This is a genomic window from Nonomuraea mangrovi (assembly GCF_042681425.1).
Lineage (GTDB): Bacteria > Actinomycetota > Actinomycetes > Streptosporangiales > Streptosporangiaceae > Nonomuraea > Nonomuraea mangrovi.
The window spans coordinates 1-17,193 of the sequence record NZ_JBHUFV010000100.1; the positions used below are offsets into that span (position 1 = coordinate 1).

The following is a 17,193-nucleotide window of genomic DNA, read 5'->3' on the forward strand; positions in this document are numbered from 1 at the left end:
CGCGCCTTGCGCCGATCCAGGCGGCTCGGTGCGGCGTCGGCCATCTGTTCTCACTCCTGTCGCTGTGTCACCGTCCACTGTAGTGCGGTCCGTCAGGAGTGACGAAACGCTCACCATCGTTTTGACTAATCATTGCATTAGTGACGATATCGTCAGAAGCATACGGAATCGTCACAAATGAGAAGAATTGGGCGATGGGTGGCGAGGCGCTCCAGATGTGCGCCGCCGCGCCGTACGGCGCCTTGCGCATCGGTCGATCGACCAAGACAACCCTGCGGGGAACGCGCCCGAACATGCACCAATCCGACAGGTCAGGGAGGCAGATTTCATCATGCACGCAATCACCGGCACCACCGCAGTAACTCCCGAGCACGTGGTCAAGGCGCTGCTGAGCGAATACGACGCCCTGAAGGCGGAGGAGCGGCAGCGGATCGGCGCGCGCGGCCAATTGCTGTACGCCATGCTCACCGCGGTCGCCGGCATCACCACTGTCACCGCAACTATGGGCCGGTTGGAGTTGCTGTTGCTACTACCGCTGGCCACCATGGTGCTGGGCTGGGCCTACGTCACCAACGATCACAAGATCGCCGCCATCGGGCGGTACGTCCGCGGCAGGTTGGGGCCGCGCCTGGTCGGCCTCGTCGACGACGGCTCCAGTGACATCGATGTGTTCAAGTGGGAGAAATACCACCGCGAGGATCCACTCCGTCCCTCTCGCAAGCGGCTACAACTGGCGGTGGACCTGGCTGCGTTCTGCGCGCCCCCGCTGAGCGCCCTGACCCTGCTCTGGCTGCTGGGCCCGCACACTCCAATGGTCCTGATCGGCTCGGCCGCCGCGCTGGCCACAATTCTGATCCTGGCCACCCAGATCATTCGCTACGCGGACGTCGCCGGTCACGTACAGCGGACATGATCGCACGGCCGTCTCCGTCCTTGGGGCCTGCGGTGCTGGCCCCGCGGCTCCGACGCGTTGCGCGCCGTGTCGCCCCCCCTGAGGGCGCTGCGATGGCACCGCCGGGGACACGTCTGGACTCGGTCGGGGGCCGGCTCGCTCGGGTGTCAGGCAGGCCGTTGCACGTCGATGGGGAGGGGTCGGGGTCTGCGCAGCCTGGCGTTGTGCCGGTAAGGCGGCGGTCCTAGGGTCAGGGTTGCGGTGCCGAGGTGGGGATCAGCGCGCCGAGTGCGATGTGGGCATCGATCCGGGCGAGCGGTGCGCCGCAGCACAGATGGATCTCGCTGCCGAAGCCGAGGTGCTGAGTGTCCGGGCGGGCAGGGTCGTACCGGTTGGGCTCGTGGAACCGCTTCGGGTCACGGTGCCTGAGGCGAGCATGAGTACCAAGGACGCGCCATTGGGGAGAAGTTGAGGGCTCGTCGGTAGCCCGTGTTCGTCCACCTCCGAGATCCGATCAGCAGGACGGACTCTCCGACGGCTGCTGACCAGCCCTATTAGCCCTTTCCGGCGTACTTGGTCTGCCCCCGCACATAAGCCCAAAACCCGCATTCGATCTTGCTGGGCTGCTGATGTACCGGACCTCGTCCTGCTTTGCAACGGCTGGCCGCCGCGTAGGACGAACCCGATGACCTCGCCGCTGTGGGGCATCCGTACCGTCAGCGTGCCGGTGGGGTGGAGTCCGAGAGTCAGCCGGTCTCATCACCGGATCGGACCAATCGGCGTTCCCAGGCCAGGGCCGCGACCACACCGATGGCATAGGCGACCAGGTCCCATGGGTCGGGGAACGCGCCGACCAGGACACCGCCGATACCCGGCGGGGTCATGCCGACTATTTGGTAGAACTCGACGGCGGCGGCGATCGCGGCCGTGGCCAGGGTGCGGCGTGCGGCGGTGGTGCGCCACAGCAGCCCCAAGAACGCGTAGACCAGCATGGTGGCGCCGACGTCGCTCACATAACCGCGGATGAACGGTTGTCCCGGGCCCCGGTAGAAGAGGGCGAACGCGCCGACGGCGAGGGCGACGCCACCTAGAAGGACCATGGCACGGCGCATGAGATTGACATCTTCTCCGAATCTCAACGATCAGGACGAACCTGATCATAGAGCTCGTCCCTTGAATGTAAGGCCCTCAACCAGGCTAAACACCGCTCGACACCTTGCTGATGCAGCAAGTCCTGGCGGACCCGAAGTGGGCGGACAAGCTCACCGACGCGGACGGCCGGAGCCTGTCACCGCTGTTCTGGACGCACGTGAACCCGTACGGCCGGTTCGAGCTCGACGTGAACAGCCGTCTCGATCTTGGCCTCGCCACGCCCATCCCCCGCCAGCGGACGGAGGAACCGCAGCCCGCAGCCGCCGGGTGAAGCGCCGACGACCGGCGGGGTGGTTGAAGCCGGCTGCCGTGGCTTCGACCACCCCGGGCTCCGGCTACGGCGGGGCCGACGCCGAGCCAGCTGCCGGCGTCGATGGCCGGGCGGAGCGGGGCCGGCCGCTCCGGACCAGGCGGTGTCGATTCAGAACCGGGGGCTTTCAGGCTCCGCGCGGTGAGTTCGATGAGCGTTGGGTTCCTTGCAGAGGAGCCTCCCAGGTGGCGGTGATGTCGCGGGCGACATCACGTAGGAGGTCGATGAGCATGCCTGCGAGCGGTGTGAGGCCGGCGTCGGTTTTGGTCACGGCGTAGAGCTGGCGGTAGGGCCTGGGGTGGGCCAGTTCGCGATGGGTGGTGCCAGGCGCATGGGTCAGGGCCAGGCGCGAGACCAGGGCCACTGCGATGCCTGTGCCGACGAGGGCCTGGGCGACGTCGTAGGACTCGGTCTCGAACCGCACCGTGGGAGTGAAGCCGGCCTCGCGGGCAGCGTCGTGGAACTGTTCGCGGGCGGCATGGCCGGCCAGGATGGAAACCCACGATTCGTCGCGCAGTTGTTCCAGGTGAAGTTCGGTGTCCGCGGGCTGCCCGGTGGCCAGTGGATGGTCATCGGGGAGAACCACGACCATCGGGTCCAACAGGAGCGAGTGGGCCCGTACGTGTGGGGGCGGCGCGAGCGGCGTGCCCCAGGACGCGACGATGGCCACGTCCAGGCGCCCCGCGCTGATCTCGTCCGCTCCGCGTCCGGACACCACGTCTATGACGGAGACGTCGGCGTCCGGATGGCGGTGTCGCAGCGTCGTCAGGGCCGGTGGCAGCAGGTGCAGGGCAGCCGCCTGGAACGTCCCGATGCGCAGACGGAGCGAGAGGTGGCCGAGCAGTACGGCCAGTTCCGCCTCGGCCCTGTCCGATGCCTCCTCCACAGTTCGCCCGTGGGAGGCTAGCAGCGCACCGGCCGCGGTGAGCGTTGCTCCGCGAGGACCACGGATGACCAGGGGCACCTGCCAGTCGCGCTCGGCCTTGGCCACCTGCTGGGTGATCGCCGCGGGCGTGAGTTGGAGTGCGTGAGCCGCCGCCGCCAGGGAGCCGTGCCGCTCGATCAACGCGAGAAGCCGCAGCTGTCCCGGATCCACCATTCACTAATCCTAACGCTGCACCCTTCTCTTTTAACTTCTCTTAAGGACCCGGGGCTGGAAGCCTGGCGGTACACCATCGGCCGCAATCCCCGGAAGGGGTTCTTTTCCATGCCCACACATGTGCCCGCTTTCACCGCCACCACCTTGCTGCTGGCGATGCTGCCAGGCGCGAGTCAAGCCCTGATGATCCGGCAGGTTCTGGAAGGCGGCCAACGTACGCTCCGGGGCACGCTAGCGGGCAACGCCACCGGCTTCCTGCTATGGTCCACGGCCACCGCGGCCGGGCTGTCCGCCGTCCTGCTGGCCAGCCCCACCGCGTACGCGGTGCTCCGGATCGCAGGCGGCATCGTGCTGATGATCCTCGGGGTGAAGACGCTACGGACCGCGCTCACCACCGCCTCCACACGCCCGCCCCGCGAGGGCGGGCGCCGCACTGGCTTCGCGGGCGGATTTCTCACCGGCCTGAGCACCAACCTCGGCAACCCCAAGGCGGGCGTGTTCGCCGTCTCGGTGCTGCCCCAGTTCGTGACCGCGAAAGGCCCGGTGTTCCTGTCGACCGTCGCCCTGGGAGCCCTGTGGGCGCTCGTCAGCGCCTCCTGGTACATATTGCTCACCTGGGCCGTCGGCCGAGGGCGCGCCCTGGTATCGCAGCCGACCATCCTGCGGGGACTCAGCGTGACCACCGGCGTCGTCCTGCTGGGGCTGGGCGCCGCGGTGGCAGCAGGTTTCTGAGGGCCGGGCCGGTACTTCTTCCAGCGCCCGACCATTCGCGGCATCTGCCGCCCTCCAGGCGGAAGAGATCCACCAGCCACTGTCACCCTGAGCTACTTGTCCCTTCGCCGCAGCTACGCGAGCGCAGGGCCGTCACGTGACGTCCTTCGACGCACCGCCCGCACGGAACTCCGCCGCCACCGCCCGCTCCCGCAACTGGGCCGCCTCCGCCCGCACCACCTCCAGATCGGCTCGCAGGTCGGCCAGCCGCGCCTGCTCCAGCCGCAACTCCATGCGCAGCCGATCACGCTCCTCCGCCGACTCCCCGTCCTCCCGCGCCGCCGCCACGGCGAGCTCCCGCTGCCTCTCGGCGGCCGCCACAGCAGCGTCGCGTTCGAGCGCCGCCGCCGTCACCGCCATGTCGCGCTCCTTCTCGACCGCCGCGATCCTGGCCTCGGCCTCAGCCGCCAGCCTGGCGTTCGCCTCACCCGCCTGGACCGCGCGCGCCTCGGCGGCCTCCGCCCGCTCGACAGCCCGATCCCGCTCGGCTTCGGCTCGCCCGGCTGCCCTGTCCCGCTCGGCCTCCGCCGCCACGGCCCGCGCCTGTGCCGCCGCGACCTCCCGCTCGGCCCGCTCGCGCGCCTTCGCCGCCTCGACCGCGCCGGCCTGCGCCGCGTCGCGCTCCTCGCGGGCCGCCTCGACCGTCCGCGCCGCCTCCTCTTGTGCGTGCCGTACGGCCAGCTCCGCCCGCGCCGTTTCCTCCTGCGCCTTCCTGACCTGCGCCTTCGCATCCTCACGAGCGGCTTTGACCTCGGCCTTCGCATCGGCGCGAGCCCTCGTGACCTCCGCCCGAGCCTCCTCCTGGACGCTCTCGGCCCGCGCCTCCGCCTCTCTCACCAGCGTCTCAGCTGCCTCCACCCGCTCGGCCAGCTCCCTGACCGCCTGATCCCGCGCCCGCTCAGCCTGCGCCGCACGCGCCTCCGCCGCGGCCGCTGCCTGCCTGGCGACCCGCTCGGTGGTCGCCGCCTCACGCAGGGCCGCAAGCGCCTGCTCGCGCGCCGTCTCCGCATCACTCAACGCGGTGTCCCGCTCGGCCTGCGCCTCCTCGGCCACCTGGCGCATCTCGGCCGTCTGCTTGCGGGCGTGCTCGGCGGCCTCGCGGGCCAGCCGTACCTGCTCGAACGCCTGCTCTCGCTCGGTCCTCGCGATGGCCACCCTGGTGTGCGCCTCGGCCTGCACCGCGCTCAGCTTGGCCTCCACCCCCGCAGGACTGAGCTCCTCCGCCAGTGCCCGTGCCAGTGGCTCGATCGCCGCCGTCAGTCCTGTCTCCATGCGCTCGTACAACTGCTCGGCCCTGGCCAGCGCCCCTTCGAGCCCGGGCGTGGCCCTGCGGAGCTCGCGTTCACGCTTGGCCACCGTCTGACAGTCGGTGCCGGCGCAGTACGCCCTGGGACGGCCCCTGCCCTTGCGCTGCTCGATCGGCGCCCCACAGTGCGCACACGGCGTCACGACTGTCATCTCCCCTGTCACAAGTGGATCCTAGCATTATTGATTTTCCAGAAAATAAAAATCAGAAAACACGATCTGTTGTCTCACACCGCTGGCTCGAAACTTGCGAGAAGTGCAGTTCCCGCAGGTAACATGTGGCCGCATGCCCGCGCCGCGCTGATGTCGGTTCCCATTGCTGCGAACTGCCACGAAGCCGTCCTGGTGAGACCGGTCATCTTCGTCATGTCCTGTTCGCGCCCCTGGTCACCGATGGTCCCCGCCCTTGTCGAATGTGGAGATCGCAGACGGGATGGTGCTGTAGCTGCCTGCGCTGCCGGACCCGGAGATGGCCCCACCACGCTGACCTGGCGGACTGACAGGGCGCCTGCTGTTAGCGTGGATGACATAGGCCCCAGGACTGCCTCTGCGTGCACGCATCCCGGGACCCCGGCGGCGTGGCGACGGTGGCGCCGCCGGCGCGCAGGCTGTGCGCGGTGACGGTGTCCGCGCTCGGCTCCATCCACACCGGCGCGGTCCGCGCCCACGATGTGATCCGGATGCTGGCGCGAGACGGCCGCCCCACCCCGCTGGGCGACGCGATCGCGCGACTACGGACGGATCGCCAAGAGCCTGCACATTCTGCGGATGGCCGACGAACCGGGCTACCGGCACCAGATCAAGGCCCAGGCCAACCTCCAGGAAGGCCGCCACGCCCTGGTCCGCAAGATCTTCCACGGCAAGGACGGGCAGCTCTACCAGAACTACCAGGAAGGCATGGAGGACCAGATCGGCGCGCTCGGCCTGGTCCTCAACGCGATCGTGCTGTTCAACACCCGCTACATGGACGCCGCCCTCAACCAGCTCACGTGGCGCGGCTGTCGCCGTACGTGCGGCACCACATCAACATGAGGGGCCGCTACTCCTTCCAACTCCAGGAGATGCCCGGCGGGCTGCGGCCGCTCAACCCCGCCCATGACATGCCTCTGGGCGGCGAGCCGGACCGCGCTGACGATGACCCGAACCGACGAGGGAAGGACCAGCGCCGCAACGGGCACCCGAGGGAAGGACGACGCCCGTGCTGAACAAGACCAACAACGACCAGCCGTACGGATACGACCGGAGAAGCTACACCATCCGGGTAAACCGTCACGGCCTGGCCCGGCTCCTGCTGGAGTTCCGGTTCCTGACCCAGAAGCAGGAACCGGGCAGCTGGACCCACATGCACAACTACGACCAGTCGTTCGAGCGCCTGGCCGCTTCCCGAGTCCAGGGCCGATAGTGAACGTGGCCGTGACCGGGCTCTACAAGGCCGTCACGACGACCCGATGCAGAAACCCTTGCCGTCGTGTTCCCGCATAATGCTGGTGCCGTTGGGGCAGTCGTTGATGGTGAGCGACGGGCCTTCCAGGATCCTCAGCAGTTTCGTGTGCGCGTCAGATGACGAGCAGTTGACGGCCTCGTAGGTCTTCTGCGCGAAGCACGTTCCCACCTCGGAGTTCGTCCAGCCCTTCGAGCAGGCGGAGACGGCGGGAAGCAGCAGAACCAGAGAGAGCAGTGCGAGGCGGGAGGTCAAGTGGACTCCAAAATACATTCTTGTTTATTTGTTAAATATATGGGCGTGCCGGAAGCTCGGCAAGATCACCAGGTCCTCAGTCGCCCAGCACGTCCAGAGCCAGGCCCACATCCGCCTCGGTCGTCGACAGGTGGAACGCGCAACGCAGCGAGCCCACGGGGACCGACGCAACGACGCCGCGCTCTCGCAACCGCTCCGCCGTGCCGTCGGGAACCGGTACCGACACGGCCCGGGACGCAGGGCTGGGCCGCGGACTGCGCGGACGACGCGATCCACACCAACCCCACCATGACGGCCGCTCAGCGAAGGCGGTCGCCGGGTCTCAGAAGTGTCGTGACCTCGGCGATCGCCTCCGGCGAGGGATGGAAGTAGCGGCGCACGTTCTCGGTCTTCTTGTGCCGCGACTTGGCCATCAGCATCAGCAGACTCGCGCCGCCCTCGCCCAGATGCGTCAACGCCGAATGCCGGATCTCGTGCGGATCCCATCCGGTCCCCGGCCCGCCGAACGATGTGTGCCCATCCAACAACGCGCGGGCCTGCCCGTAGGACAGGCGGGCGCATCCGGTGTCGGGACACACATCGCGCGGCCCCAGCACCTTGCCGGGTCCACCTCGACATCGAGGAGGACGTGACGGGCTGACACGAGCCCGCCGTCGCGAGCCGCAGGCACCGTTAGCGGCGCACACGGCATGCCGACACAGGTCAGGTCACCGACCCGGAGCGACGTCCGGGAGCCGCTCCCCTCTCATCTGCCTGCCCGACCGCAGTGCATGTCTGGTGAACCGCTGCTCGCACGTCGTCGGCGGTGACGATCAGGCGATCCGGTAGGCGGCGGCGCCGTTGTGCAGGAAACGGGCGCGGCCGTGACCGTCGGAGCCGACCAGGGACAGGACCTGATAGCCGGAGGACTTCGGCTCGGCGGTGATGACCGAGCTGTCGTTGAGGCGGACGACCTCGACGCGGTTCGCGGACCCGCCGAGGAAAGACTCGTCGATTTCACTGCGTGGGCAGTAGATGAGGAACGCGCGGTCGTGCTCGCTGGTCAGGGTGATGTCGTACAGGGTGGAGCGGTAGGTGCCGCACATGCGGTCCGTGTCGATCCCGGTCGGGTCAAGGGCGGCACGGGTAGTGGTGCCGTCTCGACGCCGGCAAGGTCCCTGAGCACCGCACCGAAGATCTCGTAGGCCAGGGGCTCGCCGCCCGTGCTGTTGGTCAGCACGGCCACCGGCACGCCCGCCGATGGGACGACGCGAAGGAATGCCTTCTGCCCCTTGGCGACGCCGGTGTGGCCGACGACGCCGTCCTGGTGGAGCATCCAGCCAAGTCCCCAGCCGATGACGCCGCCGCCGAATTCCGGGACGGATTCCACCTGTGGTTCGCGCAGTGCCGCCAGCGACGCGGGGGCCGGCCTCATGCCCGGCGAAAGCCGCCCATCCGCCGGCGTCATCTCGCCGCGCGTCTGCTCCCAGCTGGTGTCCTCATCCACGCTCGGACACCGGGTCATCACGAACAGGCACGCGCCTTCGGTCTCTTTCCTCGCTGGTCAGCCGCTGTCCAGACCGGGCGGGTGTCCAGTCGTCGTCCGCAGGTGCTGTCCACGGGTGGTGGACACCGTGCCGGCCCTCCGAAAGTGATCTCGCAGTGCTCGAGACTACGAAGGGAACAGACGATGAGGAAGATCGGCGCGCTGGTGGTGGGCGGGCTTCTGGCGACAGCGATGACGGCCCTGCCGAGTGCGGCCGCGACCCAGCAGGCACTCACCGGAAAGGTGATCAACACGGCGGGGCTTGTCACGTTCGAGGCGACCCTCATCGGCGGGACCGCCGATGGAGAGGCGTACAGGATCGACTTCAACAAGCGCCCCGTGGCCTGGTACGCGTACGGGGCCACGATCCATCCGGGGTGCTGGCTGGAAGGCCCGAAGGTCACCGGCCCGTACGGTTCGACCACCGCCTGGATCTCCCTGGCCGGCGGTTACAGCTCCAGCGGATCCGGCACGCAAACGGTGCTGACCGACGCATGGGTCAACACCGGCGACGACATCCGCAAGCAGGTCAAAAAGTGCGCAAAGTCCGGACAGTGACGAGCGCCCCCTTGCCACTGACGCAGCGCCCGTAACTGGGCGATGAACGCGGCCACCGGGTCCTCCCCAGGTCCTCGCCGGTGTCCACGTCCCTCCTCGGCAATCGGATCATCTCCTCGCTTGGTCAGCCGCCTTCCAGACCTGGCAGGTGTCTGATCGTCGTCGGTATGCGCTGTCCACGGGCGTGGACACGCCACCGACTTTCCGAAAGTGATCTTGCGCCATCACGACACACCATCTCGACCCGACAGGAGTCACGCAGTGAGATCTGTTCAGCGCATCGCCGCCCGGGCCGTCGCAGCAGCGGCCCTCATCCTCCCCGCGCTCGCCTTGACCGGCTCGCCCGCCGTCGCCGACCCTGCCGAGGAGACGTTCACCCCCTACGTCACCACGCTGGAGAGCGGCACCTCCGCGTGCCCGGGCAACGACCAGTACTTCAGCGGCTGGGACACGCAGCGGCCCATCGAGTGGACCTACACCAACGGCGACCACGCCTGCATCAGGGTCGAGTACAAGGTGGCTTTCACCGCCGCGAACTGCGACTACCAGTTCTACGTGCCCGACAGGCAGGCCACGGGCTACATCGACTTCTGGGTGGAGGGGATCACCGACCAGGGCCACGGAACCTGGGGCATCAACAGGGGGATCAACGAGTACGACAAGGCAGGCTGGTACACCATCCACAGCGGCACCCGCGTCACCTCCATCAAGTTCTGGGACAAGGGGCCTAAGGGATACACGCTCGGCTGGGGCAAGTACGCCAGCTTGAAGCGCGTCTGCTCCTAATCACCGGGGTGCTCCGCGCTCCCTGAAGGAGGTCCCGGTAGCAACAGAGCACCCTTGATCATCACACCGGCCCCCGCATCACTTCGACGCGGGGGCCGGCCTCATGCCCCGGCGAAAGCCGTACCGAGGCCGCGAGTCCACTCGCCGGCGTCACGAGGGGTCTTCTCCCGAACGTGTCCCCAGCCGCCACGTGGCTCTGCGGTCACGGCGAGCGATGGTCTCGGTGTCAGGCGTCCAAACTCCAGTCCGTCTTCGCCCGCTCCAGCACCTCCTCCAACGAGTCGTGCTCGGCCAGGACGTCGATGGCGGTCTCGCGGGCGCGAGCGGCCCACGCGGCGCCGACACCGGGTCCGGCGCTGGCGCGAGGGCTCGGGGTTACGGCTTCAGACAGCAGGCGGAGGGTGGTCTCACTCGGGTTGCCGAACGCGATGAGGACCATCTCAGCCAGGGTGGGAGGGGCTCCTTCGGGCCACATCTTGGCGGTGTCTCCGACCCATCCGTGGATCGACATGACGGTGGGGAGGTCTCCGCAGTCGTCGGCTGCGCTGTTCCATGGCGGCTCGCGGGGGTCGTGTGGGAGCAGCAGCAGTATGCCTGGAGGAGACGGCGCCACAGCTCTTCGGGCAGCAGCCCTTTCGGTGGTCGCTTCGCCGTCACCATGCCTCCCGACCGCCCAGAAACGTCTACTTTCCCGAACGGCGTGCGGTACTCCTCGCTCTCGATGACGTGATCTCGGAGCCGGCGGTGCTCGGGAGCATCGGCCGGTCATGCTCTCAGTGCCGGGAAGGTGTTGCCAGGAACCAGGAACGCGACCATGGGGTTGGTGTACCCACGCGTTTGCAGGTCGGCTTTGAGCGCCACACGCCCCCGCGCCGGAGACCACAACGTGGCGTTCAGCCGCTGTCCTTTGCGGACAATGTAGATGTCGTTGTGGGACATGGTGAACCGGGACACCGACTGTGCACCCAGCCAGACGTCGACCTCGGGCCAGAACTCGTTGTACAGCTCGATGGTCGCCGTGGTGCCGTTCGCAGAGCCGGATGCCCCGCCTGCCCTCGCCCACAGCCCCAGGCAGTAGGCCCACCTCCGCGCGTCCGCCCGGACGCTCAGCACCGCGTCGATTCCTGACAACTTGGCGGGATCGACCGGGATCGACCAGTGCGCGGGCACGGCCCCGTACCCGCGGCTGAGTTTCAGCACGTCGATGTAGTCGCGCACCACTAAGGCCGAGGGCGTGTCGAGCAACGAGGCCTCCAGCATGTGCCGCGCCGCGTTGAGGGTGCGCTGCACGTCCGGTAGCGACGGCACCCACAGCCAGCAGCCCGCGATCGCCACCTCGGCCACGACAGCCTTGTGCACGGCTCCCGACTCGGAGGCGATCGCGCTGGCGCGCACGAACTCGGCCCGCGCGTCACGGATGATGTCGGCCCGTTCCTGCGTCGTCCGCCAGTTCATCGGCAGGTCCTGCAGGAACCGTCTGCCCGCGGCGATGTGCTGGTCGTACCTGCGGTCGTAGATGCGGTCTGGGATGGCCGCGATCCGTCCTTCGATGCGGGCCAGCCTCGGGCCGTGGTCAGGCGTCTTGCTCTGCCCGGCATGGGTGATGAGCGCGTTCGCGACGCCTGCGGCAGCCCCGGCCCAATCCTGCTCGCTCAGCCACGCGCCCTGGACGAGCGCGCGTACAACCGTGCTCGCAGCGAGCGCGAGCAATGCGACAGCGAGGTCCACTGCCCTCACCGGTATCCGATGATCTGGACGTTGAACGCGAGTCGCCAGACGGCGCCGAACTCGTTTCGCGTGGTGAGGTCGCACCCCACCGTGACGGAGCTGACCATGGCAAATCCTCCGAGTGAGCATGGGAAACGTGTGAGAAACGGCGAGTCGCGTCAGGGGACGGGGCGCCGGCCGGGATTGAACCCGGCCGACGATGCGGACCGTCGCGTCCTTCAGAGGAGCGGTCCGTCGTGCGCTCGAGATAGAGGTTGGAAGTCGCGATGGCTGATGTGGCGATTCCGAGGAGCGCCCGGCGCGGGGATCACCGCGGGGCCCGGCGCTGGGTCAGATCTCGTCGCCCACGATGTGCACGGTGTAGGCGAGTCGCAGGATCCAGCCGTCCGCGTCGCGCACAGCCAGGTTCGCCCAGACGTCGACGAACGTCGTAGGTCCGTTCGCGTTCGACAGCCCGAATTCGTCGACGGCCCATCCGGCGTTGCTGGCGACGTTGTCGTTCGCGAACGAGCTGAGCGTCACGAACGGCGCCCAGTACACCGGTCGCAATCGCTTCCCCGGCCCCAGCGGCAGGTTGCGGGTCCAGTTAACCCGGAACCGAGTCCATGCCTGGCCTTCGGCGTGGGCGTTGCTGATTCCCACCGCACCTGTCAGCACGATGGCGAGCCGGCCAGGCTCCGGTCTTGTGACGACATGATGCAGGGCTGCTTGTTCGCCGGCGATCGGCACGAATTGGTCGGACATGATGACCTCCAGTAGGGCGCGGCTCAGAAGCCGACCTGAGCGAGGATCGCCACCACGAACGGCGCGGCGAGGACGAGGACCGCGACGACGATCAGCAGCGCGATCACGTTGCCGACGCCGCTCGACCCGCCAGACCGGCGTGCCGCGTCACCTGAGTGCTGAGCGGCCTGTCGTGCCCGCTCGGCCGCCCAGGCCGCGTTCTGGTTGGCGTTCTGCTGTGCCTGCCACGAGGAGAATCCCGGACTGGTCATGACAATCTCTCCCTTCGTTCGGATGAGGTCCGAGGCTGCGCGCTGCCCCGTCCAGGATGGTTCTGCGGCCGACCCCTGCACCTCCGAGGTAGCCCCAACAGGTTTCCGGGTTTTCCCCCTTCCGCGGCCCCGGCTGGGCTGGCGACACTGCTCGACGTAGAGGCACGCCTGACGAAGGAGATCGGCATGCGCACGTTGGCGATCGCCCTGGCCGCGTTCGGATACGGGCTGTGGGCGGTGTGGCCGGACCTCGCCTCCGGCGCCGTCGTCGCGGCCCTGCTGCTGGCCGGTCAGGTGGCGCTGGCCGTCACTGGTGGGTTGTTCATCGCGGAGGGGCAGCGCCTGGTCGGGACCCTGTTCGTCGCGGCGGCGTTCGCCGAGCTGACCGCCGATCTGAGCAACCGAGACTGGGGCTGGTATGGCTTCGTGGCAGCCATGGCGCGGCCGGTTGGGGCGCTGCTGCTCATGACGGTTTTGCTGAGCTACCCCCACCGGCGTGTCGGCTACCGGGGGTTCGTCTTCGGCGCGAGCGTGCTGATCCTGGTAGCCAACGTGGCTGACGCGGTCACCTGGAACCCCGCGCCGTCCGGCAAGCCGCCAGTAGCATTCTCCTGGGTGACGCTCTACGACGGTGGGCCAGAGCAGCGCACCGCCTATGGCATGTACTGGATGCTGGTGATCGCCGTCGCCGTGGCCGCGCTGGCGCTCGTTGTGCACCGTGCCGTCACCGCGCGTGGGCTGGAGCGGCGGGAGCTCGTGCCGGTCTTCGTCGCCTCGGCCGTGTACGGCTTCGCGATCCTCTCGAACGCCATCTGGATGGTGCTGCCGTATTTCACCGGCGATGGCGATCCGCTCGCCCCCGCCTACGTGCCCGAGGTGGTGTGGATCTCCGCGGTGGCCGCGCCGCTGCTTATTCCCGCCGCCTTCCTCGCCGCGGCGATCCGCCGCCGGCTCGACCGGGCCGCTGTCGCGGACTTGGTGAGCGGCATCGCCCAGCCTGCCACCGCGGAATCGGTGCGCGAGTCGTTGCGCCGGGCCCTGGCTGATCCGAGCCTGGACCTGTTCACCGGTGATCCGCCTCCCGACGACGGCCGGCTCGGGCTGGAGATCGCCGACAGCGCAGGCCGGCCGCTAGCCCACGTACGCACCGTGCCCGAGTTGCGTAGGCGCGGCGACGTGGTGACGGCCGCGCTCGGCGCGGCGGCGCTCAGCCTGGAGAACGCCCGCCTTCACAGCGATCTGCAGGAGCAGCTGCGCCAGGTCGAGGATTCCCGCGCCAGGATCGTCGAGGCCGGTGTGGCCGAGCGCAGGCGAGTCGAGCGCGACCTCCACGATGGTGCCCAGCAGCGGCTGCTGGCGCTGGCCGCGACGCTGGGCCGACTCAAGACCGTCAGCGGCGACCCCACGGTGCGCGAACTCGTCGACGAGGCACGCGCCGACCTGCGCAACGCCCTGTCGGAGCTGCGTGACCTGGCCAGGGGCATCCACCCGGCCGTCCTGGAGCAGATCGGCCTGACGGGAGCCATCGAGAGCATCACCGAGGCGCTGCCCGTCCCCACCGAGATCCGCATTGCACCCCTGGCCAGCAGCCCGGCGATCGAGACCACGCTCTACTTCGTCATCTGCGAGGCGCTCACCAACGCGATCAAGCACGCCGAGGCCCGCCGCATCGCCGTCTCGGTCACCCAGGAGGACGGCGAGATCGTCGCGGCTGTCACCGACGACGGCCGCGGCGGCGCTACTATGCGGCCGGGCGGCGGCCTGGCCGGCCTGGCCGACCGCGTCGCCGCTCTGGGGGGAACGCTGCACCTCCAGAGCCCGCCACAGGGCGGCACCCGGCTGGAAGCTCGGCTGGTGAGCGCTTGATGCGGGTGATGTTGTGTGACGACTCCACGCTGTTCCGGCGCGGGGTGGCGCTCCTGCTCGAGGGCGTCGGCGTCGAGGTCACCGGACAGGCCAGAGACGTCGTCGAGCTGACGACCCTGATGCGCGGCCAAGTGCCCGACGCGGTCATCCTCGACATCCGCATGCCGCCGACCTTCACCGACGAGGGCCTGACGGGCGCGGCCCAGCTGCGGGCCGCCCACCCGCAGCTAGGCGTGCTGGTGCTGTCCACCTACGCGGAGACCGCCTACGCGCAGCGGCTGCTGGAGATTGGGCCGCACGGAGTCGGCTACCTGCTCAAGGACCGGGTGGACGACGCCGCCGCGATCCGCGACGCCCTCACCCGGGTGATCGACGGCGAGTCGGTCATCGACGGCGAGATCGTCAGCCGGCTGTTCGCCCGCCGCAAGGCCGCCTTCCCGCTCGACCGGCTGACCGAGCGAGAGCGGTCCGTCCTGACTCTGATGGCCGAGGGCCGATCCAACCAGGCGATCGGCCGACAGCTGCACCTCGGCATCAAGACGGTCGAAAGCCATATTGCGGCGATCTTCGCGAAACTGGATCTGGAGTCCGCCCCCGACGACAACAGGCGCGTACTGGCCGTTCTGGCCTGGATCCAGTCGGTGGCCTAGCTGTGGGCCAGCCGCCATCAGGCCGAAGGCCGAGATCAGCGAGCGGGAGGCGGTGCTGTGGGAGCGGATCGCCGCCGACGGAGGCCGCAACACCCGCACCAGCCGCGACGCCAAGAAGTACGCCGCTGAAGCTCGCCAGCGCACCGCCGACTACCAAGCCAAGGACGCCCACACCAAGGCCGTCACCGGCACCCAGACCCCCGCCGAGCACGCCCGACGTTGGCCCCGTGAGATCTGGGGCCCTACCGTGTCTTCCCTGACCTGGCCAGCGCCCGCGACTGGTGCGCCCACTGCAACGTCTGGATCGGCTGATGATGACCAAGGAGAGGCTGACCGACGCCGAGCGGGCCGACTGGGGTGCCGGAAAGAAATGCGTCATGAGCCCCAAACGGCGTTGATCTTGCTGTGACGTGCCTGGTCAATGCCGGGTGGTCATGAAATACCCCCCGATGCACATCGACGAGCTGGTCGAGCACTGGACGATCCTGGACGAAGAGCGCGACCTGATCGCCGGAAAGCGTGACGCCACGCGAATCGGCTTCGCGATCTTGCTGAAGTTCTACAGGGGGGCAGACCAAGTAAGCCGGAAAGGGCTAATAGGGCTGGTCAGAGGCGATTGCCGAGGGCCTCGGTCCTGCTGATCAGAGGTCTTCGACGTAGCTGGCGGCGATGTCGTCGGGTGGGTTGGTATACAGGCGCAGGTAGCGGTCGTTGGCGTGACCGAGGCGGCGTTCGAGTTCGGCGCGGTTGTGGCCGGAGGTTTGCGACAGTCCGAAGGCGAAGGTGTGGCGGGCGTCGTGCGGGCGTAGGGTGCCGAACTTACGGTCAGGATCGGCCATCTGGGCGTCGTGCAGACGGCCGATCTCGCTGACGATGGTGTTGATTGACCGCGGGGACATGCGGCCGTCGGGGTGGCGGACGGCGACGGAGGCGGCGGAGAGGAACAGCGCGGTCGGGGTGGTGCTGGCGGCGGCATCGCCGGGCCGTTCGAGCTGCAGGTAGTCGGCCAGCGCCTGGCGGGCGTCGCGGCCGAGGAACACGGTGCGGCTGGTACGGCCCTTGCCGCGTACATCAGCCAGGCGGGCATTCTTGGCCTGGCGCAGTCGGTCGGGGTGGATCGGCTCCAGTTGGTCCAGGTCCAAGCCGACCAGCTCGGCGCGGCGCAGGCCGGTGCCGAACAGCAGGTAGATGATGGCGCGGTCGCGGACCGGGCGGGCATGGGCGTGCACCCGGGGGCTGGTACCGCGGTGGCGGCGGCCCTTGAGCTCGTGGAAGGTCTCGATCCGATCGACGACGTTCTTGATAGCGCGGACCTGAGCGGCGGACAGGGAGCGTACCTGCGGGGCGGGCAGCGGCAGCGCGGTGACCTTCTTGGTCGGGTCGCCGTGGCGCAGCAGGCCGGCGGGGGCGTGCGCGGTGATCCAGGTGAACAGCGCTGACAGGTGGGCCAGGTGGTTGTTGACGGTCGCGGCGGCCATCGGCGCCGGCTTGCCGTCGCGGCCGAGGTTGCCGGCGGCGGCTAGGTGATCGCGCCAGGCGGTGACTTCGCGCGGGGTGACGGCCGAGAGCCGGTCGTGTCCGAGCCCGCTCGTGGTCCAGGCGATGAAACGCTGGAGATGGCGGGTGATCTTGCCGGTGACTTCTGCCGAGCGGACCCCGCGGACGGCCAAGTCGAGGTAGCGCTCGCTCCAGGTGGTGAGGCTGTCGTCGGCCGGATCGAGCCGCTCGGAGAGGCTGACTACCTTTCGTGAAGTGATTTCGGCGCGATTCGGCTCAGGCGACGGGTCGGCCGACCTGGGCATCTGCTGGGACATGCCGCCAGGTTACTTCACGGAAGGTGCGTTTCCTGAAGAGACTTGG

General features: G+C 68.7%; 22 protein-coding genes and 1 pseudogene. 9 read left to right on the top strand and 14 right to left on the bottom strand.

All coding sequences use genetic code 11. The features are described 5' to 3' along the window. Positions 1–67: 67 nt before the first annotated feature. Positions 68–337, bottom strand: a complete 270-nt coding sequence (locus tag ACFSKW_RS51985) for a hypothetical protein (protein ID WP_379582827.1) — start codon at positions 335–337, stop codon at positions 68–70. On the opposite strand from ACFSKW_RS51985, the gene ACFSKW_RS51990 reads away from it, so the two are divergent. Then, positions 332–913 (top strand): hypothetical protein, encoded by a 582-nt coding sequence (locus ACFSKW_RS51990; RefSeq protein WP_379582829.1) that lies wholly within the window; start codon positions 332–334, stop codon positions 911–913. The two genes, ACFSKW_RS51985 and ACFSKW_RS51990, sit on opposite strands and share 6 nt — an antisense overlap. Before the next feature lie 725 nt (positions 914–1,638). On the opposite strand, the gene ACFSKW_RS51995 is transcribed toward ACFSKW_RS51990, so the two are convergent. Continuing rightward, the gene (locus ACFSKW_RS51995; RefSeq protein WP_379582831.1) at positions 1,639–2,004 is read right to left on the bottom strand and encodes a DUF2809 domain-containing protein; all 366 of its coding nucleotides are present in this window, start codon (positions 2,002–2,004) and stop codon (positions 1,639–1,641) included. A 110-nt stretch (positions 2,005–2,114) separates the two neighbouring features. Between ACFSKW_RS51995 and ACFSKW_RS52000 the strand changes: the two genes are divergently transcribed. Beyond that, positions 2,115–2,315 (top strand): Tn3 family transposase, encoded by a 201-nt coding sequence (locus tag ACFSKW_RS52000; protein ID WP_379582833.1) that lies wholly within the window; start codon positions 2,115–2,117, stop codon positions 2,313–2,315. Between the two features lie 166 nt (positions 2,316–2,481). Here the strand turns inward: ACFSKW_RS52000 and ACFSKW_RS52005 are convergent, their stop codons facing one another. After that, the gene (locus tag ACFSKW_RS52005) at positions 2,482–3,453 is read right to left on the bottom strand and encodes a LysR family transcriptional regulator (protein WP_379582835.1); all 972 of its coding nucleotides are present in this window, start codon (positions 3,451–3,453) and stop codon (positions 2,482–2,484) included. Positions 3,454–3,561: 108 nt separating this feature from the next. On the opposite strand from ACFSKW_RS52005, the gene ACFSKW_RS52010 reads away from it, so the two are divergent. Beyond that, the gene (locus ACFSKW_RS52010) at positions 3,562–4,185 is read left to right on the top strand and encodes a LysE family translocator (RefSeq protein ID WP_379582837.1); all 624 of its coding nucleotides are present in this window, start codon (positions 3,562–3,564) and stop codon (positions 4,183–4,185) included. A gap of 132 nt (positions 4,186–4,317) precedes the next feature. Here the strand turns inward: ACFSKW_RS52010 and ACFSKW_RS52015 are convergent, their stop codons facing one another. After that, positions 4,318–5,682: a coiled-coil domain-containing protein gene (locus tag ACFSKW_RS52015; RefSeq protein ID WP_379582839.1), complete on the bottom strand. Its 1,365-nt coding sequence runs from the start codon at positions 5,680–5,682 to the stop codon at positions 4,318–4,320. 582 nt (positions 5,683–6,264) lie between these two features. Here ACFSKW_RS52015 and ACFSKW_RS52020 point away from each other — a divergent pair. Both ACFSKW_RS52020 and ACFSKW_RS52025 read left to right on the top strand, forming a co-directional pair. Continuing rightward, positions 6,265–6,561 (top strand): annotated as a pseudogene (locus ACFSKW_RS52020) (Tn3 family transposase); the annotation flags it as partial. 166 nt (positions 6,562–6,727) lie between these two features. After that, the gene (locus tag ACFSKW_RS52025) at positions 6,728–6,931 is read left to right on the top strand and encodes a hypothetical protein (RefSeq protein ID WP_379582841.1); all 204 of its coding nucleotides are present in this window, start codon (positions 6,728–6,730) and stop codon (positions 6,929–6,931) included. A 33-nt stretch (positions 6,932–6,964) separates the two neighbouring features. Here ACFSKW_RS52025 and ACFSKW_RS52030 read toward each other — a convergent pair whose 3' ends face one another. From ACFSKW_RS52030 to ACFSKW_RS52050, 5 genes are all read right to left on the bottom strand, one after another. After that, complete coding sequence (locus ACFSKW_RS52030) at positions 6,965–7,225, bottom strand: hypothetical protein (RefSeq protein ID WP_379582843.1); 261 nt, start codon at positions 7,223–7,225, stop codon at positions 6,965–6,967. 76 nt (positions 7,226–7,301) lie between these two features. After that, positions 7,302–7,451, bottom strand: a complete 150-nt coding sequence (locus ACFSKW_RS52035) for a hypothetical protein (RefSeq protein WP_379582845.1) — start codon at positions 7,449–7,451, stop codon at positions 7,302–7,304. 73 nt (positions 7,452–7,524) lie between these two features. Continuing rightward, on the bottom strand, positions 7,525–7,821 hold the full coding sequence (locus ACFSKW_RS52040) for a tyrosine-type recombinase/integrase (protein WP_379582847.1): 297 nt from the start codon (positions 7,819–7,821) through the stop codon (positions 7,525–7,527). Between the two features lie 216 nt (positions 7,822–8,037). After that, positions 8,038–8,310 (bottom strand): hypothetical protein, encoded by a 273-nt coding sequence (locus ACFSKW_RS52045; protein WP_379582849.1) that lies wholly within the window; start codon positions 8,308–8,310, stop codon positions 8,038–8,040. Further along, positions 8,268–8,711, bottom strand: coding sequence for a serine hydrolase (locus ACFSKW_RS52050; RefSeq protein WP_379582851.1), 444 nt, complete (start codon positions 8,709–8,711; stop codon positions 8,268–8,270). Before ACFSKW_RS52050 ends, ACFSKW_RS52045 begins: the two co-directional genes overlap by 43 nt. Before the next feature lie 183 nt (positions 8,712–8,894). On the opposite strand from ACFSKW_RS52050, the gene ACFSKW_RS52055 reads away from it, so the two are divergent. Both ACFSKW_RS52055 and ACFSKW_RS52060 read left to right on the top strand, forming a co-directional pair. Continuing rightward, a complete protein-coding gene (locus tag ACFSKW_RS52055) occupies positions 8,895–9,308 on the top strand; it encodes a hypothetical protein (protein ID WP_379582853.1) in 414 nt (137 codons plus the stop codon). Positions 9,309–9,569: 261 nt separating this feature from the next. Then, positions 9,570–10,094 (top strand): hypothetical protein, encoded by a 525-nt coding sequence (locus ACFSKW_RS52060; protein ID WP_379582855.1) that lies wholly within the window; start codon positions 9,570–9,572, stop codon positions 10,092–10,094. 226 nt (positions 10,095–10,320) lie between these two features. Here ACFSKW_RS52060 and ACFSKW_RS52065 read toward each other — a convergent pair whose 3' ends face one another. The 4 genes from ACFSKW_RS52065 to ACFSKW_RS52080 form a co-directional block, all read right to left on the bottom strand. After that, the gene (locus ACFSKW_RS52065; protein WP_379582857.1) at positions 10,321–10,533 is read right to left on the bottom strand and encodes a hypothetical protein; all 213 of its coding nucleotides are present in this window, start codon (positions 10,531–10,533) and stop codon (positions 10,321–10,323) included. Positions 10,534–10,859: 326 nt separating this feature from the next. Then, positions 10,860–11,822, bottom strand: a complete 963-nt coding sequence (locus ACFSKW_RS52070; RefSeq protein WP_379582859.1) for a hypothetical protein — start codon at positions 11,820–11,822, stop codon at positions 10,860–10,862. Between the two features lie 330 nt (positions 11,823–12,152). Continuing rightward, positions 12,153–12,566, bottom strand: coding sequence for a hypothetical protein (locus ACFSKW_RS52075; RefSeq protein ID WP_379582861.1), 414 nt, complete (start codon positions 12,564–12,566; stop codon positions 12,153–12,155). 23 nt (positions 12,567–12,589) lie between these two features. After that, a complete protein-coding gene (locus ACFSKW_RS52080) occupies positions 12,590–12,817 on the bottom strand; it encodes a hypothetical protein (protein ID WP_379582863.1) in 228 nt (75 codons plus the stop codon). Between the two features lie 186 nt (positions 12,818–13,003). On the opposite strand from ACFSKW_RS52080, the gene ACFSKW_RS52085 reads away from it, so the two are divergent. Together ACFSKW_RS52085 and ACFSKW_RS52090 are read left to right on the top strand one after the other, a co-directional pair. Beyond that, positions 13,004–14,683, top strand: a complete 1,680-nt coding sequence (locus ACFSKW_RS52085; RefSeq protein WP_379582865.1) for a sensor histidine kinase — start codon at positions 13,004–13,006, stop codon at positions 14,681–14,683. After that, the gene (locus tag ACFSKW_RS52090; RefSeq protein WP_379582867.1) at positions 14,683–15,333 is read left to right on the top strand and encodes a response regulator transcription factor; all 651 of its coding nucleotides are present in this window, start codon (positions 14,683–14,685) and stop codon (positions 15,331–15,333) included. Before ACFSKW_RS52085 ends, ACFSKW_RS52090 begins: the two co-directional genes overlap by 1 nt. Before the next feature lie 641 nt (positions 15,334–15,974). On the opposite strand, the gene ACFSKW_RS52095 is transcribed toward ACFSKW_RS52090, so the two are convergent. After that, positions 15,975–17,147 (bottom strand): tyrosine-type recombinase/integrase, encoded by a 1,173-nt coding sequence (locus ACFSKW_RS52095; protein WP_379582869.1) that lies wholly within the window; start codon positions 17,145–17,147, stop codon positions 15,975–15,977. Positions 17,148–17,193 lie beyond the last annotated feature (46 nt).

Coding starts and splice junctions, on each gene's coding strand:
- ACFSKW_RS51990 (WP_379582829.1), top strand. CDS start 332: ATGCACGCAATCACCGGCACCACCGCAGTAACTCCCGAGCACGTGGTC.
- ACFSKW_RS51995 (WP_379582831.1), bottom strand. CDS start 2,004: ATGCGCCGTGCCATGGTCCTTCTAGGTGGCGTCGCCCTCGCCGTCGGC.
- ACFSKW_RS52000 (WP_379582833.1), top strand. CDS start 2,115: ATGCAGCAAGTCCTGGCGGACCCGAAGTGGGCGGACAAGCTCACCGAC.
- ACFSKW_RS52005 (WP_379582835.1), bottom strand. CDS start 3,453: ATGGTGGATCCGGGACAGCTGCGGCTTCTCGCGTTGATCGAGCGGCAC.
- ACFSKW_RS52010 (WP_379582837.1), top strand. CDS start 3,562: ATGCCCACACATGTGCCCGCTTTCACCGCCACCACCTTGCTGCTGGCG.
- ACFSKW_RS52015 (WP_379582839.1), bottom strand. CDS start 5,682: ATGACAGTCGTGACGCCGTGTGCGCACTGTGGGGCGCCGATCGAGCAG.
- ACFSKW_RS52045 (WP_379582849.1), bottom strand. CDS start 8,310: ATGTGCGGCACCTACCGCTCCACCCTGTACGACATCACCCTGACCAGC.
- ACFSKW_RS52055 (WP_379582853.1), top strand. CDS start 8,895: ATGAGGAAGATCGGCGCGCTGGTGGTGGGCGGGCTTCTGGCGACAGCG.
- ACFSKW_RS52065 (WP_379582857.1), bottom strand. CDS start 10,533: ATGGTCCTCATCGCGTTCGGCAACCCGAGTGAGACCACCCTCCGCCTG.
- ACFSKW_RS52075 (WP_379582861.1), bottom strand. CDS start 12,566: ATGTCCGACCAATTCGTGCCGATCGCCGGCGAACAAGCAGCCCTGCAT.
- ACFSKW_RS52080 (WP_379582863.1), bottom strand. CDS start 12,817: ATGACCAGTCCGGGATTCTCCTCGTGGCAGGCACAGCAGAACGCCAAC.
- ACFSKW_RS52085 (WP_379582865.1), top strand. CDS start 13,004: ATGCGCACGTTGGCGATCGCCCTGGCCGCGTTCGGATACGGGCTGTGG.
- ACFSKW_RS52090 (WP_379582867.1), top strand. CDS start 14,683: ATGCGGGTGATGTTGTGTGACGACTCCACGCTGTTCCGGCGCGGGGTG.
- ACFSKW_RS52095 (WP_379582869.1), bottom strand. CDS start 17,147: ATGTCCCAGCAGATGCCCAGGTCGGCCGACCCGTCGCCTGAGCCGAAT.